We start from the raw sequence: 16,207 nt of genomic DNA on the forward strand, positions 1-16,207 counted from the left end.
TGCGGACAGCCACTCAAGCCACCAATGCCCCTCATCTAGCGGAGGGGGCAATAGTGCTTTGAAAGTATTTGAAATAAGCGATATTGACCAAAGCCATAAGAGCGATTGAACAACGCTCAAAAACAATAATCGCCTCACCCGACAGACCAAGCGCATCGAGCAGAAATACACCTGGAATCACCAACAGCCATGTACTCATCACAGAAGAAATGAGTAAAAACCTCGTCTGCCGCTCGACGACTAAAAACTGCGAGAACAAGTGCTGCAGCACATAAAACAAGGCGAACAGCATATGGACTTTAATAATAAACCCAGCAACCATTTGTAACTCAGGCTTAGCGCCAGGCGTCATATAGCGCACAACATCATTCGCACAGAACAAAACAACAAAACCCAATATAACTACAGGCAACACACTGTAAATCACAGTGCTTTTGTTTATGCGTCTACGCTCACCCAAGGTTCTATTCAACGCATAACTATAAAAAATAAAGGCCGACTCAGTCAGGGCCTGCGGTACACGATAGAACAAACTGGTGAGTTTTGATGCCAAGTTAGCCGCTGCCAGAAAATCTGTACCTATGCGACCAAACACAAACACTACAACAGCGCTTGAAGCAAAATCGTTCAGATTCCAAACCGCAATTTTAGGCGCATGACTTATTAGATCCCGGCAAGACGCGGCAAAAACATTCAGGTCGAATCTAAATTTTCTCAGTTCATTAGTCGATGACAACAGAACGAGCAGACCTATAGAAATTGAAAAAGCTTGTACTATAGCCGTCACATAGGCAACAGCTTGCTCAATATGACTACGCGCAAGCTGCGCAAACAGCTGTTCAATAACCGAGTTGAGATACAGCTTTAGCAACAGACTTAAACCGATCAGCACTAATGGCAACCTTCGATAGCCACGCACTCGTAAAGCCAGCGGGACGATCACATACATGACACCCAAAACGTATGCATCGGCGCGCACTTGCAGGTTCGATTCAGCGATCACTATGGCTTCAACAGGCTGTTTAAGCAGCGTTAAAATATCTACAAAGAACAAACTTGATATTTTTACTGGCACCCAGCTCACTATGATAGCCACTAGCGCCGATAGTAAAAGCGTAGGATATTCCTGAACAAACTTAGCAGCCCCTTCGGACTTGGAGATCTGTGCAGAATGAACATCAATGATCCCATAAGCCAAGGCGGATAGCATAACGAATACGGCATCGACCAAGCCAAGGGCAGCTACATAAACCATAGATCGTTCAGACACAACCCATATATCAGAAATACTCCATATAAGCTGCATTGAACTGCTTAAGCCTACCAGGACTGCATACCCGTAGAACTCTTTGGCTGATAGCTGTGTATGATGGTTAACCGCCAAACCAATCCCCCAACGACCACAAAAAACCACCTATAATTATTATTTAAAAACCATCAAAGCATCTGAAACCCATCTAATCATTTCGCAGCCCCTTCAAGACCCAGCAGATTTAAAGCATTGATCAGTCACCCCATATAAAAATCCGTAACTCTGCGCATCACAGCCAACCTTTAAAGCCATAAATAATCTCTCCCACTACAGCCAAGTTAAATACCTGCCCAGAGTTTGCAAAGGCACTCATATGCATCGCCATTAAGTGCCTCATGATTAACCTGCCATTAAGAATGGCGCGGCAATAAACCCCGGACAGGTCAATCCTCAGTACCCCTTACCAATCTGTTTTAAAAGTCGTAACGCCCAGTCACGCCCAAGGTCCGAGGATTACCCAGCAAGCCTTCGTAACCGCCGTTGGCCGCTGTCCACAGGGTGGTGTAGTAGGTTTTATCGAAGGCGTTTTTCAGCCACAGCGACACATCCCACTGCCCTTGCTCATAGTTACCGCGCAGGCCCGTGGAGAAGTTAACCACCGCGTAGCTGGGGATTTGCCCATAGTCGGAGTCTTCCACCGTGCCCACGGCTTTGGAGCGGAAGGCGTAGCTGCCGGTGACATAGGGCTCGAAGCCGTTACTCAGGTTCCACTTGTACTCGCCGTTGAGGTTGCCGATCCATTTCGACGCGCCCACCACCTGATGTCCGCTTAAGTCGCAAGACGCCGGGGCGCCAGCAACCAAGCTCACCTCAGGCGGGCATGGTGCGTCTTTATAGGATTGGTAACGCACGTCGTTGTAGGAGCCGTTGATGTTCAAGGTCAGGCCACGCAGCGGCACGATGGAGCTGTCGAACTCGATACCGCGCGAACGCACGGAGCCGGCGTTGGTCAGGTACTGCACACGGTTGGCATCGTCATAGGCGTTGGTTTGATAACCATTGACCTGGGTCCAGAACAGGTTGGCGTTAAACTGCAAACGCTGATTCCACCAGGTGCTTTTAAAGCCCAGCTCGGCATTGTTCGCGCGTTCGGTGCCGACCAGCAGCGAGTCTGCCCCAGCCACCGGTGCCGAACCCACGGCCAAGTTAACCCCACCGGACTTCTCGCCATGGGACAAGGTCGCGTAGCCGAGCAATTCATCCGTGAAGCGATAGCTCAGGTTGAGCAGCCCCGATGGCGTGGCGCTGTATTGGTTGAGGTCACCGGAGTCATAGGCTCCCGTGCGGCCACGCCGCTGCGTCGCGGCTGGGCCGCTGACTGCCACACCGCCCACAGGGGCATTACGCCTTACCCGGGCGCTCTTCTCCTCATAGGTGCCGCGCACCCCGGCGGTAAAGTCCAAGCGCTCCGTTAAATGCCAGGTACCTTGGGCAAATAAGGCAAAACTGTCGGTGCGGATTTTGCCGTCACCAATGCTGGTGACATTGCTCAGGGCGCCTGGCGCGGTGCCGTTCCACACATCCGCTTGGGGACCGTAGTAGGTAAAGGATTTGTTGGTCAGGTCCGAGCCGAAGTAATAAGCCCCCAGCACGTAATCAAACAGCCCGCCTTTGGGGGACGCCAGACGAAACTCCTGGGACCACTGCTTATCCTCCACTGACACCCCAGAGTTATAAGCAGCAGGCACGTTGAGGCCATCGTCGTTACGCGGGGTGAAATCCCACCAACGATAAGCACTGACTGAGGTCAGGGTGAAGTCGCTGGGCAGTGTCCAGTTGGCCTCCAGCGAAGTACCACCTTGGAACACAGTGACGCGCTGATCATCGTCGAGGTTGACCTTGCGATGGCGACCATTGACCAACGTCGCGCCAGCGGCAGCGGCGCGCGTTTCATATTGATTGCGGCCATTGATGATTGGTCCGGTGTCGTAGAGCACGCGGGTGCCGGCGCTGGAATCTTCCTCGTTGTAATCACCGATCCAACGCAGGTTAAAGCTCTCATTGGGCTTGTATAGCAGCTGGCCACGGAAGCCCTGGCGCGAGCCGCCATTTAAATCATGGCCGTCGTACTCGTTTTTGATATCGCCATCACTGCGCGTGCGATAGGCCGAAAAGCGTCCGGCCAGTTCATCGGTCAAGGGGCCGGAAATGGTGCCCTTGGTTTGAAAATAACCGTCCTCGCCCACCGAGGTTTCGATGCTGCGCTCCAGATCAAAACTCGGCGCGCGGGTGCTGATATTGATCACCCCGGCCGTGGTGTTTTTCCCAAACAGCGTTCCCTGCGGGCCGCGCAGCACTTCCATCTGCTCGATATCCATCAGGTCAAACACCGCCATGCCGGGGCGACCCAGATAGACGTTATCGATATACAGCCCCACGCTGCCTTCTAAACCATCGCTGGCCGGGTTGTTACCCAGACCACGGATCGACACGCTGGACTGGCGCGCATGCATATAAGCCACGTTAACGCTGGGCACCAGCTGCTGCAGGTCCTGAATGCGATAAACGCGCTGACTTTCGAGGGTTTGGCCGCTGAGTACGCTCATCGGCGTGGGCACATCTTGCGCGCTTTCTTCACGGCGCCGGGCAGTCACGGTGACGGTTTGCAGTTTGTCCCCGGTTTGGGCCTGGGTGGTTGGATTGGCCGCTGGCGGCGGGCTGCTCTCGGCGGCATAGCTACTGCCCCAACCCGCGCTGCCAGCCAAGAGTAAGGCCAGCGGCAGGCGCTTTAAGCGCCAGGTGGGACGCTGGGAGGTACGGTTGTATGAATACATGGCGGCTCCTTTGCCTGATGCATCGACCTCACTTATTCCATACTGTTATTTATCTAGATTGATACGTATGTTTACGGAATAAGAGATTGCTTTTATAAGGAGCCCACCCGCCCCCTGGCCAATGCATTCCCTGGATATTTCTTATGCGAACCCTGCATATCGACCTGCGCCAACTCCGCCACCTCATCGCATTGGTCGAACAGCGCAGCTTTGTTGCCGCAGCCAATGCAGTAAACCTCTCGCAATCAGCTTTTAGCCGCAGTATTCAGGCTCTGGAGCACAGCGTCGGCTGCCAGCTGGTCGATCGCGCCGACAAGCAACTGGCGCCGACTAAACAAGGCTTAGTGGTGCTGGAACACGCCCGCCGTCTGGTCAGTGGCGCCCAACAGCTGTCTAACGAGATCAATCAGTTCAATGACTTGGAGTCCGGCGAGCTGCAATTTGGCTGCGGCCCAGCTCCGGCTGGCGGCTTGGTGCCACGGGCAGTGGGGAGTTTTATCGGGCGCTATCCCAAGGCCCAGGTGCAATTTCGCGTCGATGATTGGCAGAGCCTGAACAAAGCCCTGCTCAATGATCAACTGGAGTTTTTTGTGGCCGACACGCGCCAGTTTGAGGCCAATCCGGATTATCAAATTGTCCGCTTACGCCCGCAGCGCTGGTACTTCTGCTGCCGTATCGGCCATCCGCTAAGTCAGTTCAGCAGCATCAGCGCTGCGCAACTGATGAATTATCCGCTGGCGGTGACCATGCGCCCGCCCAATCTGCGCAAAATCATCGTCGAGCTCAGCGGCCGTCCCGACTTCAGCCCCAATGTGCAATGTGAAAACAGCTTTAGCTTGATCAGCGTGGTGCTGCACTCAGACGCCATCGGCATCATCTCGGCCAACAGCGACATCGTGCGCTACACGCAAAACGAGCTGGTCAAACTCAGTATCGACGGCCTCAGCGAGGAACAAGAGGAGCTGTACACCCGCTATGGCATTGTCAGCCGCGCCGGCTATCGCCTGTCGCCCCTGGCCAACGCCATGATTGAGCAAATCCAAGCCTGCGACAGCCAAGCCCAAGAGCATTACCTGCTGGAACAACTGGCCGTGTAGCTGTCGGGTAAAATGCGCACCATGCATTAATCGCATGCATTAAATGCGCTTGATGCACAGCAGCGCTTGGGGCGAAAAAGCACCTGACTTTAGCTAGGTGACTGCCATGCCCCAAACTGCCAAGCCCGTGCGCAATGTGCTGTACATCATGTGTGACCAACTGCGCCGTGATTACCTGTCGTGCTACGGCCACCCCCATTTGCACACGCCCAATATTGATCGGCTAGCGGCCGCCGGCGTGCGTTTCACTCGGGCCTACAGCCAAGGCACCATTTGTGGCCCGTCGCGGATGTCGGCCTATACCGGACGCTATGTCAGCAGCCATCAGGTGAGCTGGAACGGCGTGCCGCTGCCAGTGGATGAACTGACCTTAGGTGATTACCTGAAGCCCCATGGCATCCGCACCGCACTGGTTGGCAAAACCCACGCCACCGCCAATGAAGCCGCCCTTGAACGCCTCGCCATCGAGCCGGATAGCAGCCAAGCACAAGCGCTTAATGAAGTGGGCTTTGAGCCCTACCTGCGCCATGACGGCATCTACCCAGATACCCCGCAGTACGCGCAGAAGACCGCCGCCGCGCCCTACACCCAGTACCTGCGCCAGCTCGGTTACAGCGGCGCCAATCCCTGGCATGAATGGGCCAACTCAGGCGCCGGCGAGCACGGAGAAATTCTCAGTGGCTGGCATATGCGCCATGCCCACTTACCCACCCGTCTGCCCGAGGCCCATAGCGAAACGGTGTATACCACCGAACGGGCCTTGGACTTTATCCGCGAGCAGGGCGACGAACCCTGGTGCTTACACCTGTCCTATATCAAGCCGCACTGGCCCTATATCGCTCCGGCGCCCTACCACGCCTTATATGGCGCAGAGCAAGTGCTGCCGGCTGTGCGCCCGAGCCCAGAACAGGCCAGCGACCACCCGGTGTATCAAGCGTTTCGCCAGCACGAAGAAAGCCGCAACTTCTCCCGCGATGAAGTGCGTCTGCGGGTAATCCCGACTTATATGGGGCTGATCAAGCAGATCGACGATCAACTCGGCCGCCTGTTCGAGGCGCTCGAACAAAACGGCCGCTGGGACGACACCCTGATTGTGTTTACCAGCGACCACGGCGACTACCTCGGTGACCACTGGCTGGGGGAAAAGGAATTTTTACTGGAGCCCGCCGTAGGTGTGCCGTTGATCGTGCGTGATCCCCGCGCCGAGGCCGACAGTAGCCGTGGCACGGTGGATGAGCGCTTAGTCGAAACCATCGATGCCCTGCCCACTTTTCTCGACGCCTTGGGTTTACCCAGCGCAGCGCACCGCCTTGAGGGTCGCTCGTTAATCCCGCTGCTGCACGGCCATACTCCGGCCTGGCGCGAATACGCCATCAGCGAATACGACTACGCCTTTCAATCACCCGCGCGCGAACGGTTGGGCCAGCCCATCGACCGCTGCCGCATGACCATGGTGCGCAGTGAACACTGGAAGTACCTGCACTACGACGGCTTGCGCCCGCAGCTATTCGACCTGATCAATGACCCACAAGAGTTACATGACCTAGGCGCCGATCCGGCCTACGCCAGCGTTCGCGAGCAACATCAAAACTACCTCTTCGATTGGCATCGTCGCCTGAAACGACGCACCACCATCAGCCAAGAAGAGATCATCCAGCGCGGCGAGAACTTCCGCTATGGCGAGGTTGAGGCGCATAAGATCGTCAAGATTGGTGTGTGGTAAGCCCGTCATAAACCTTAAATCACCCCCACAAAAAAGCGGGCAACCCATTACAGGTTGCCCGCTTATCCGTGCTAGCTAAGCCTTACTTAATCAACTACGGATCAAGTGGTCAAAAGCGCTCAGCGAGGCTTTGGCGCCTTCACCGATGGCGATGACGATTTGCTTGTACGGCACAGTGGTCACGTCACCGGCAGCAAATACGCCGGGGATGTTGGTCTGGCCCTTAGCATCGACGATGATCTCACCGAAACGGCTCAGCTCAACGCTACCCTTGAGCCAATCAGTGTTCGGCAGCAGACCGATCTGGACGAAGATGCCTTCCAGCTCAACCGTGTGCAGTTGCTCGCTGGTGCGATCTTTGTAGTTCAGGCCGGTCACTTTCTGGCCATCACCGAGCACCTCAGTGGTCTGCGCGTTCTTAATCACCGTCACGTTGCTCAAGCTGTTTAGCTTGTTCTGCAACACTTGGTCAGCCCGCAGGCTGTCCGCGAACTCCAGCAAAGTCACGTGGCCAACGATACCGGCCAGGTCGATGGCCGCTTCAACACCGGAGTTACCGCCGCCGATCACCGCGACACGCTTGCCTTTGAACAGTGGGCCATCGCAGTGCGGGCAGAAGCACACACCTTTGGCTTTGTACTGCTGCTCACCCGGCACGTTCATTTCACGCCAGCGGGCACCGGTGGAGAGGATCACGGTCTTGGCCTTCAAGCTGCCGCCGCTCTCGAACTTCACTTCGTGCAGACCGCCTTCGCTGCTGGCAGGCACCAGTGCCGAGGCGCGTTGCAGGTTCATGATGTCGACTTCGTACTGCTTAACGTGCTCTTCCAAGGCGCGAGCCAGTTTCGGCCCTTCGGTCTCTTGTACCGAGATGAAGTTCTCGATCGACATGGTGTCCAGCACCTGGCCGCCAAAACGCTCAGCTGCCACGCCGGTACGGATACCTTTACGCGCGGCGTAGATCGCCGCCGCCGCACCAGCAGGGCCACCACCGATAACCAACACGTCAAAGGCTTCTTTGCCGCTCATTTTTTCGGCGTCGCGGCTGGCTGCACCGGTGTCGATCTTGGCCAGAATCTCAACGGCTTCCATGCGGCCTTGGCCGAACACTTCACCGTTGAGGTACACGCTTGGCACCGCCATGATTTGGCGACGCTCAACCTCTTCCTGGAACAGTGCACCGTCAATCGCTACGTGGCGAATGTTCGGGTTGAGCACAGCCATCAGGTTCAGTGCTTGCACAACGTCCGGGCAGTTCTGGCAAGACAGCGAGTAGTAAGTCTCGAACTTGAACTCACCTTGGATGCCTTTGATTTGCTCGATCACTTCCGGCTCGAGCTTCGATGGGTGGCCGCCTACTTGCAGCAGGGCCAGCACCAGCGAGGTGAATTCGTGACCCATGGGGATACCGGCGAAAGTCAAACCGATGTCCGCACCAGGGCGATTCAGCGAGAAGGACGGGATGCGCGCATCAGTACCGTCTTCACGCAGAGAAATCTTGTCAGTCAGGCTGACGATGTCATGCAAAAGAGCGCTCAGCTCTTGGGATTTGTCGCTGTCATCGAGGGTCGCGACGATCTCAAATGGCAGAGTGACCTTTTCCAGGTAGGCCTTCAATTGGCTTTTAAGCGTTGCGTCCAACATGATTCAGGTATCCCTTTATACAAATTTCAGGAACAAAAACGCCCGGACGGTTGGCGCCCGGGCGTCGGGCACTAAAGGGGCTGGGTTACAGCCCTAGAAGCGCGAGTCAATCGAAGCTGCGTGGCTAGCGCATGGGCGCCAGCGCACTAAGCCCGATTTAGATTTTACCGACCAGGTCCAGCGAAGGAGCCAGGGTCTTCTCGCCTTCTTTCCACTTAGCCGGGCAAACTTCGCCTGGGTGAGCAGCGGTGTACTGAGCCGCTTTCAGCTTGCGCAGAGTCTCGCCAACGTCACGAGCGATTTCGTTGGAGTGGATTTCAACGGTTTTGATCACGCCTTCCGGGTTGATGACGAAGGTGCCGCGCAGAGCCAGACCTTCTTCCGGGATGTGCACGCCAAAAGCGTTGGTCAGTTGGTGAGTTGGGTCACCGATCAGTGGGAACTGAGCCTTGCCAACAGCTGGCGAAGTTTCGTGCCACACTTTGTGGGAGAAATGGGTATCGGTAGTGACGATGTAAACCTCAGTACCGGCCTTCTGGAACTCAGCGTAGTTGTTCGCTGCGTCTTCGATTTCAGTTGGGCAGTTGAAGGTGAAAGCAGCTGGCATGAAGATCAGAACCGACCACTTACCTTGCAGGGACTGCTCAGTAACTTCGATGAACTTACCGTTGTGGAAAGCGTTAACTTTGAACGGTTGAACTTGAGTGTTGATCAGGGACATCTCTGGTTCCTTCTGAGGGTTGGAAAATTTACAGGGCCCATCTTAGCGAGAAAAAACTAAAAAGCTTATTGATTGACCACATCACATTGATTGATTTGGCCAATCGCTGTTCTTTCTTAAAGAGTGGCATCAATCAGTACGGCGACCTTGCCATTGACCCGGTTGCTCGCCAAGGCAGAAAAAGCTGATTCGGCGTCCTTGAGCGGGTAAACGCACTCTAACATAGGCTTGAGTCGTCCCTCCTCAAACAAGGGCCAAACATACTGGCGCAGTTCACTGATCAACTCCGCCTTGAACTCATCGCTGCGACTGCGCAAGGTCGAGCCTAATAACTGCACGCGCTTGCCTAAGATCTGCGCGAAATCAAGCTCAGCGGTGCGCCCGCCCATTAAGCCGATATTGAGCCAACGCCCATCCACCGCAAGCAGGGATAAGTTGAGCGCGGCATAGCCCCCGCCAACCGGGTCCAGAATCACATCAAAGGGCCCGAAATCACGTAGCGCTTGCAGCTGCTCATCATGGCGCACTGCCCCGCCCTGGGCCCCCAGACCTTCGCAGTAGGCCAGACGCTCGGGCGAACCGACACTCACCCAACAAGGACTGGCGAAAGCCTTACACAGCTGAATCGCGGCGGAGCCCACCCCACTGGCACCAGCATGCAGCAACACCTTTTCGCCCGGGCGCAAATTGCCCAGTTTGAATAGGTTGAGCCACGCCGTGGCATACACCTCAGGCAGCGCGGCGGCTTCGCTCAAACTCAAGCCCGCCGGCACCGGCAAAACGTGACGCGAGTCCACTACCGCCTCTTCGGCTATTGCGCCTCCGGCGAGCAAGGCACAGACCCGGTCACCGACCTGCCAAGAGCTGCCCGCGCCCACCTCGGTGATCACTCCCGCGCACTCCAAACCCAGAGCCTTACTGGCCCCAGGCGGAGGTGGATAGTGCCCGGAAGCCTGCAGCAAATCTGCACGGTTAATCCCAGCTGCTGCTACTTTGATCCGGACTTGGCCCACATCGCAGTGCAGGTCCGCATAATCTGACCACTCAACGTGGCCTCCAACGCCTTGCAATGCCTTCACGCTGCCTCCATAGTGCATTAGAACTGGGCCCGGCACAGACCGCCGGGCTTTTGCATTGCGCCGACGGAACCTGGCGCCCTTACTGACGGCCTAATATGCGTTATCAACTCCCCGAACGTCGAATCAGCATGAAGCGATCCTTAGTCAGCGCCACCCTCGCCCTTTCGTTTGCCCTTAGTGCCCTGCCGCTTGCAGCGAAAGTCACCCGCGACACTTCGTGGGACTACTTGCAGCCAGATCGTGAACAGGTGATCGCTAGCCTAAACATCGTGGAGTTGCTTAAACGCCATCATTACAACAAGCCACCACTCAATGATGAACGCTCGGAGAAAATCTATCAGGGTTACCTGAAGATGCTCGACCCGGCGCGTACTTACTTTACCGCCGCCGACATTGCGCGGTTTGATGCCTGGCAGGATAAGTTCGATGATTTCCTGAAGAATGGCAATCTGGAGCCGGGCTTCGATATTTACCGGGTCTACCTCGAGCGCATGCAAAACCGCGTGCAGTTCGCCTTGGACATGCTCAACAAGGGCGTCGACAAAATCGACTTCAGCGTTGATGAAGATTTAGTCATCGACCGCGAGAAAGCCCCGTGGGCCAAAGACATGGCCGAGCTGGATGACCTGTGGCGCAAACGGGTTAAAGATGAAGTGCTGCGCCTGAAAATTGCCGGCAAAGAGCCTAAGGCGATCCAGGAGCTGCTGACCAAACGTTACAAAAATCAGCTGACGCGCCTCAACCAGACCAGCAGCGAAGATGTGTTCCAGACCTACATCAACGCCTTTGCCATGTCTTACGACCCACACACCTCGTACCTGTCGCCAGATAACGCGGAGAACTTCGATATCAATATGAGCTTGTCGCTCGAAGGTATCGGTGCCGTCCTGCAAAACGACAGTGAGCACGTCAAAGTGGTGCGTTTGGTACCGGCGGGCCCGGCGGAAAAAACCAAGCAGATCTCCCCTTCCGACAAGATCATCGGCGTCGCCCAGGGCGATAAAGAAATGGTCGACGTGATCGGCTGGCGTCTGGATGAAGTGGTCAAACTGATCCGTGGTCCGAAAGGCTCGCAAGTGCGCCTGGAAGTCATTCCAGCGACCAACGCGCCGAATGATCAAACCAGCAAAATCGTCACCATCACCCGCGAAGCGGTGAAGCTTGAAGAGCAGGCGGCGAAGAAGTCGATCCTTAACCTCAAGCGTGAAGGCCGCGACTACAAGCTGGGTGTGATTGAGATTCCGGCCTTCTACCTGGACTTCAAGGCCTACCGTGCCGGCGATCCAGACTACAAGAGCACCACCCGCGACGTAAAACGCCTGCTGGCGGAGCTGGATAAAGAGAAAGTCGACGGCGTGGTCATCGACCTGCGCAACAACGGCGGTGGCTCGCTGCAAGAAGCCACCGAACTGACTGGCCTGTTTATCGGCCAAGGTCCAACCGTGCTGGTGCGTAACAGCGACGGCCGCGTTGATGTGTTGGCGGATGAAGAAACCACCGGCTTCTACAAAGCGCCGCTGGCTATTCTGGTCAATCGCCTGTCGGCCTCGGCTTCGGAGATTTTTGCCGGCGCCATGCAGGACTACCACCGCGCGTTGATCTTAGGTGGCCAGACCTTCGGTAAAGGCACCGTGCAGACCATCCAGCCACTGAACCACGGCGAGCTGAAGCTGACCCTGGCCAAGTTCTACCGGGTTTCCGGGCAGAGCACCCAGCACCAAGGAGTGATTCCGGACATCCAGTACCCGGATGTGATGAACAACAAAGACATCGGCGAAAGCGCCCTGCCCGAGGCTCTGCCATGGGACAGCATCAAACCGGCGATCCAACCGAAAAGCGATCCGTTCCAGCCTTACCTGGCCCAGCTCAGCAAGCAGTTTGAGCAGCGCACCGCTAACGATCCGGACTTCACCTTTGCCCGTGAGCGTCTGCAACTGGCCAATAAGCTGATGGCGCAAACCACCGTCAGCCTTAACGAAACCAAACGCCGCGCCGAGCAAGCCGATATCGAAGCGCAGCAACTGGCGATTGAAAACAGCAAGCGCAAAGCCAAAGGTGAAAGCCTGCTGAACAAGATCAAGGAAGAAGACGAGGACGCCGTACCGGCTGAACCGGAAAAAACCAAGCCAGAAGATGATGCCTACCTGGCTGAAAGCGGTCGTATTCTGCTCGACTACTTAGGCCTGACCACACAGTTGGCCAAGCACTAAATAGCGCTGAGGCAACACCCAAGGGGCTGGTTAATACCAGCCCCTTTTTTTATCTCAGTACGGTGGTTTTAGAGCAATGGGCAAAAACGCTGCAAGCGCAAAGAAAAGCCGTAGTAGAGCGCCTGGACAATTCTCAAGCCGGTTCTCACCCACTTATCTGAATTAACTGTCCGACATTCGCAACTAAGGAACTCCAGCACTAGGCTCGATTCTACCCCTAACTACAAATCACCCCGACGAGGGTGGCTGACGAGGAGAGAAGCATGAGCGACAAGCCTAAGTTGACGACAGTAGCCGGCGCCCCAGTCCCAGATAATCAGGACTCGCTGACCGCTGGCAAACGCGGCCCGATGTTGCTACAGGATGTGTGGTTTCTGGAGAAGCTGGCCCACTTCGACCGCGAAGTGATCCCGGAGCGACGCATGCACGCCAAGGGCTCAGGCGCCTTCGGTGAATTCACCGTGACCCATGACATCAGCCGCTACACCAAGGCCAAGCTGTTCGATAAGGTCGGCAAGAAAACCCCGATGTTCGTACGCTTCTCCACCGTTGCCGGCGAGCGTGGCGCCGCGGATGCCGAGCGCGATATCCGCGGCTTCTCCATGCGTTTCTACACCGAGCAAGGCAACTGGGACTTGGTGGGTAACAACACCCCGGTGTTCTTCTTCCGCGACCCGCTGAAATTCCCTGATCTTAACCACGCGGTTAAACGCGATCCGAAAACCAACCTGCGCAGCCCCAACAATAACTGGGACTTCTGGACCAGCCTGCCCGAGGCGCTGCACCAAGTCACCATCGTCATGAGCGACCGTGGCATCCCTGATGGTTATCGCCACATGCACGGCTTTGGCTCGCACACCTTCAGTTTTATCAGTGCCGACAATAAGCGCTCGTGGGTCAAGTTCCACTTCAAGACTCAGCAAGGCATCAAGAACCTGAGCAACGAAGAAGCCGCCAAGATCATCGCCCATGACCGCGAAAGCTCCCAGCGCGATCTGTTTGAAGCGATTGAACGTGGCGATCATCCGAAATGGACCCTGTACATCCAGGTTATGCCGGAAGAAGACGCCGAGAAGGTGCCCTACCACCCCTTCGACCTCACCAAGGTCTGGCCAAAAGGCGACTACCCGCTGATCGAAGTCGGTGAGTTCGTGCTTAACCGCAACCCGGAAAACTACTTCCAAGACGTTGAGCAAGTGGCCTTCACCCCGGCCAACGTAGTGCCGGGCATCAGCTTCTCACCGGACCGCATGCTCCAAGGCCGACTGTTCAGCTACGGCGATGCGGCGCGCTATCGCTTGGGCGTCAACCACCATCAAATCCCGGTCAACCAGCCGCGCTGTCCGGTGCACAGCTACCACCGCGATGGCGCCATGCGTGTCGATGGCAACCATGGCGGGCTCCTGCACTACGAGCCCAACAGCTATGGCGAGTGGCAAGAGCAGCCGGACTTCAAAGAGCCGCCACTGAAGATCGACCCGCTGGCCGATCGCTTTAACTTCCGCGAAGACGACGCTGACTACTACAGCCAGCCCGGTGCCCTGTTCCGCTTGATGACGCCAGCGCAGCAACAAGTGCTGTTCGATAACACCGCCGGCGAAGTGGGCGGTGCTGAAGAAGCGATTCAGCTGCGGCATATCGTCAACTGCTACAAGGCCGATCCGGCCTACGGCAAAGGCGTGGCCAAAGCCCTGGGCATTGATTGGGCCAAGGTGAAGGTGCAGTAAGTCCCACGCATTCACCAGGCTGCGTGCACATCGTGCGCAGCCTGTTTGAATCGCAGCCAATCCCTCCAATTAGCCGCGCAGCTCACGCTTGCTGTCGCGTTGCCCGCATACGACTGCTATGTCCGAATTGACGCGCCTTACCCGCCTGCAAGAGCTCTACAAATACCCCGAGCACTTGCGCCTGCAAGTCGATCAGGCGCCAGCCGTACCGGGGGTGTATCTGTTGTATGGGGCGCAGAGCAAGATGCCGCTGTATATCGGCAAAAGCGTGAATATCCGCAGCCGTTTACTCTCCCACTTGCGTACCGTCGAGGAGGCCCGCCTACTGCGCCAAACCGAACATATCGAATACATCCCCACGGCCGGTGAAATCGGCGCACTGCTGTTGGAATCCAAGCTGATCAAGCAGCGCCAACCGCTATTCAATAAACGCCTGCGCAAAAGCCGTAGGCTGTGCTCGCTACGTCTGCAGGACGGCCGTGTGCAGATCGTCAGCACCACCCATCTAACGGGCGATGAAACCCTCTATGGTTTGTTCAGAAACCAAGTCAGCGCCCACTCAGCCGTGCTGCAACTGGCCGATGAGCATGGCCTGTGCATGGCCGTCATGGGCCTGGAGAAATACACCGGCCAAGGCTGCTTTCGCGCCCAGATCAAAAAGTGTCGTGGCGCCTGTCGCGGCACTGAGAGCCATGCTGAGCATCAGGCGCGCTTACTGGCCGCGCTGCAAGACTGGCAGCTGTATCACTGGCCCTACCCCGGCGCCATTGCCCTGCATGAAGCGCGAGACGGACTGGAGCAGTTCCATGTGCTCAACCAGTGGCATTACCTCGGCTCCTACCCTGACCTAGCGCAGGCCCAGGCGGCGGCCAAACAACCGGCACAGGCTTTTGACGGCGACAGTTACAAGATCCTTCTGCGGCCCATTCTCAGCCCACAAACCCCGGTAATCGCCCTCAGTTAGTCGCCACTGGGTCAGTGTCAGCCAATGCTCTGGCTGGCGCCTTGAGCACTTAGGTCAAGCAAAACTGATCATTCGTGCAATTGCCGCCTGCCTTATAGGTTCTTAGGCTCCAAGCACCTCTGCGCGCACCACTTACCAGCAGCGGCGCGCTTTATAACAACAAGAACAAGGAATAGGCGGATGTCGACAAAAGTGCTGTTCGTGACGGGCGCCGGCAGTGGCATGGGCTTGCTCAGCGCCAAGCGGGCGTTGGCCGAGGGTTGGGCCGTAGCGGCCATGGATATCAATGCCAGCGGCTTGGATCAATTAGGCAACGACAGCCCGCGCCTGCTTAAGCTGGTGGTCGATATCACCAATGCCGAGGCCGTAGCCGCCGCAGTGGCCCATTGCGAGCAAGAGTTGGGGCCAATCAGCCGCCTGAGCAATGCCGCGGCGATCATGCCCTTAGGCCGCCTCATCGAACAGCCGCAGGCATTGATCAACAAGATCATGGCGATCAACTACGGCGGGTTCGTCAATGTCACTAAGGCGGTGCTGCCTTTGATGATTGCCCGCGGCCAAGGCGAAGTGATCAGCTTCGCCTCCCTCGCAGGGCACTGGCCGGTGCTGTATATGGGCGCTTATAACGCCTCCAAATTTGCCGTAAGCGCCTTTACCGAAGTGCTCTATCAGGAAACCCGCAACACCGGCGTGCGGGTGGTCTGCGTCTGTCCGCCGATGGTGGCGACGCCGCTGCTGGAGCAAGCCAAGGCCACGGTATGGCCGAAAATTTTCAACGTATTGCCGGCGATCAGCGCGGAATCCGTGCTGGATAAAATTGAGCAGGTGCTGCGCGGTAAAGCCCTGTGGGTGTTCCCAGGGCCAGTCACCGCCCTGGCCTGGCGCCTGCGCCGTTGGCTGCCGCGAACCATCTGGTGGGCGGTACGCAAAATCGAGGGCCAATAGCACTCGCTCGT

Annotated in this window: 11 protein-coding genes; 6 read left to right on the forward strand and 5 right to left on the reverse strand. The window is 56.6% G+C overall.

Features of this window, described 5'->3' with window-relative positions:
* Positions 1 to 31: 31 nt before the first annotated feature.
* Both NTD81_RS09645 and NTD81_RS09650 read right to left on the reverse strand, forming a co-directional pair.
* Positions 32 to 1,306, reverse strand: a complete 1,275-nt coding sequence (locus NTD81_RS09645) for an MATE family efflux transporter (protein WP_262181953.1) — start codon at positions 1,304 to 1,306, stop codon at positions 32 to 34.
* Between the two features lie 419 nt (positions 1,307 to 1,725).
* Positions 1,726 to 4,086 carry a TonB-dependent receptor gene (locus NTD81_RS09650; protein WP_262181955.1) on the reverse strand — a complete coding sequence of 787 codons (2,361 nt, stop codon included), beginning with the start codon at positions 4,084 to 4,086 and terminating at the stop codon, positions 1,726 to 1,728.
* A gap of 152 nt (positions 4,087 to 4,238) precedes the next feature.
* Between NTD81_RS09650 and NTD81_RS09655 the strand changes: the two genes are divergently transcribed.
* Both NTD81_RS09655 and NTD81_RS09660 read left to right on the forward strand, forming a co-directional pair.
* A complete protein-coding gene (locus tag NTD81_RS09655) occupies positions 4,239 to 5,183 on the forward strand; it encodes a LysR family transcriptional regulator (RefSeq protein WP_262182086.1) in 945 nt (314 codons plus the stop codon).
* 106 nt (positions 5,184 to 5,289) lie between these two features.
* Positions 5,290 to 6,906, forward strand: coding sequence for an alkaline phosphatase family protein (locus tag NTD81_RS09660; RefSeq protein ID WP_262181957.1), 1,617 nt, complete (start codon positions 5,290 to 5,292; stop codon positions 6,904 to 6,906).
* Positions 6,907 to 6,996: 90 nt separating this feature from the next.
* Here the strand turns inward: NTD81_RS09660 and ahpF are convergent, their stop codons facing one another.
* The 3 genes from ahpF to NTD81_RS09675 form a co-directional block, all read right to left on the reverse strand.
* Positions 6,997 to 8,550, reverse strand: a complete 1,554-nt coding sequence (ahpF, locus tag NTD81_RS09665; protein WP_262181958.1) for an alkyl hydroperoxide reductase subunit F — start codon at positions 8,548 to 8,550, stop codon at positions 6,997 to 6,999.
* Positions 8,551 to 8,707: 157 nt separating this feature from the next.
* Positions 8,708 to 9,271: an alkyl hydroperoxide reductase subunit C gene (ahpC, locus tag NTD81_RS09670; RefSeq protein WP_262181959.1), complete on the reverse strand. Its 564-nt coding sequence runs from the start codon at positions 9,269 to 9,271 to the stop codon at positions 8,708 to 8,710.
* 116 nt (positions 9,272 to 9,387) lie between these two features.
* Positions 9,388 to 10,350, reverse strand: coding sequence for an NAD(P)H-quinone oxidoreductase (locus NTD81_RS09675; protein ID WP_262181961.1), 963 nt, complete (start codon positions 10,348 to 10,350; stop codon positions 9,388 to 9,390).
* Positions 10,351 to 10,478: 128 nt separating this feature from the next.
* On the opposite strand from NTD81_RS09675, the gene NTD81_RS09680 reads away from it, so the two are divergent.
* The 4 genes from NTD81_RS09680 (at position 10,479) to NTD81_RS09695 (ending at position 16,196) form a co-directional block, all read left to right on the forward strand.
* Positions 10,479 to 12,560: a carboxy terminal-processing peptidase gene (locus NTD81_RS09680; protein WP_410017127.1), complete on the forward strand. Its 2,082-nt coding sequence runs from the start codon at positions 10,479 to 10,481 to the stop codon at positions 12,558 to 12,560.
* Between the two features lie 263 nt (positions 12,561 to 12,823).
* A complete protein-coding gene (locus tag NTD81_RS09685) occupies positions 12,824 to 14,287 on the forward strand; it encodes a catalase (protein WP_262181964.1) in 1,464 nt (487 codons plus the stop codon).
* Between the two features lie 118 nt (positions 14,288 to 14,405).
* The gene (gene cho / locus NTD81_RS09690) at positions 14,406 to 15,251 is read left to right on the forward strand and encodes an excinuclease Cho (protein ID WP_262181965.1); all 846 of its coding nucleotides are present in this window, start codon (positions 14,406 to 14,408) and stop codon (positions 15,249 to 15,251) included.
* A 180-nt stretch (positions 15,252 to 15,431) separates the two neighbouring features.
* Positions 15,432 to 16,196 carry an SDR family NAD(P)-dependent oxidoreductase gene (locus NTD81_RS09695; RefSeq protein WP_262181966.1) on the forward strand — a complete coding sequence of 255 codons (765 nt, stop codon included), beginning with the start codon at positions 15,432 to 15,434 and terminating at the stop codon, positions 16,194 to 16,196.
* Positions 16,197 to 16,207: the final 11 nt, after the last annotated feature.

It is taken from the genome of Pseudomonas sp. 5P_3.1_Bac2, assembly GCF_025465995.1.
GTDB lineage: Bacteria > Pseudomonadota > Gammaproteobacteria > Pseudomonadales > Pseudomonadaceae > Aquipseudomonas.

Coding starts and splice junctions, on each gene's coding strand:
- NTD81_RS09645 (WP_262181953.1), bottom strand. CDS start 1,306: ATGCAGCTTATATGGAGTATTTCTGATATATGGGTTGTGTCTGAACGA.
- cho (WP_262181965.1), top strand. CDS start 14,406: ATGTCCGAATTGACGCGCCTTACCCGCCTGCAAGAGCTCTACAAATAC.
- NTD81_RS09685 (WP_262181964.1), top strand. CDS start 12,824: ATGAGCGACAAGCCTAAGTTGACGACAGTAGCCGGCGCCCCAGTCCCA.
- ahpF (WP_262181958.1), bottom strand. CDS start 8,550: ATGTTGGACGCAACGCTTAAAAGCCAATTGAAGGCCTACCTGGAAAAG.
- NTD81_RS09695 (WP_262181966.1), top strand. CDS start 15,432: ATGTCGACAAAAGTGCTGTTCGTGACGGGCGCCGGCAGTGGCATGGGC.
- NTD81_RS09660 (WP_262181957.1), top strand. CDS start 5,290: ATGCCCCAAACTGCCAAGCCCGTGCGCAATGTGCTGTACATCATGTGT.
- NTD81_RS09650 (WP_262181955.1), bottom strand. CDS start 4,086: ATGTATTCATACAACCGTACCTCCCAGCGTCCCACCTGGCGCTTAAAG.
- NTD81_RS09680 (WP_410017127.1), top strand. CDS start 10,479: ATGAAGCGATCCTTAGTCAGCGCCACCCTCGCCCTTTCGTTTGCCCTT.
- ahpC (WP_262181959.1), bottom strand. CDS start 9,271: ATGTCCCTGATCAACACTCAAGTTCAACCGTTCAAAGTTAACGCTTTC.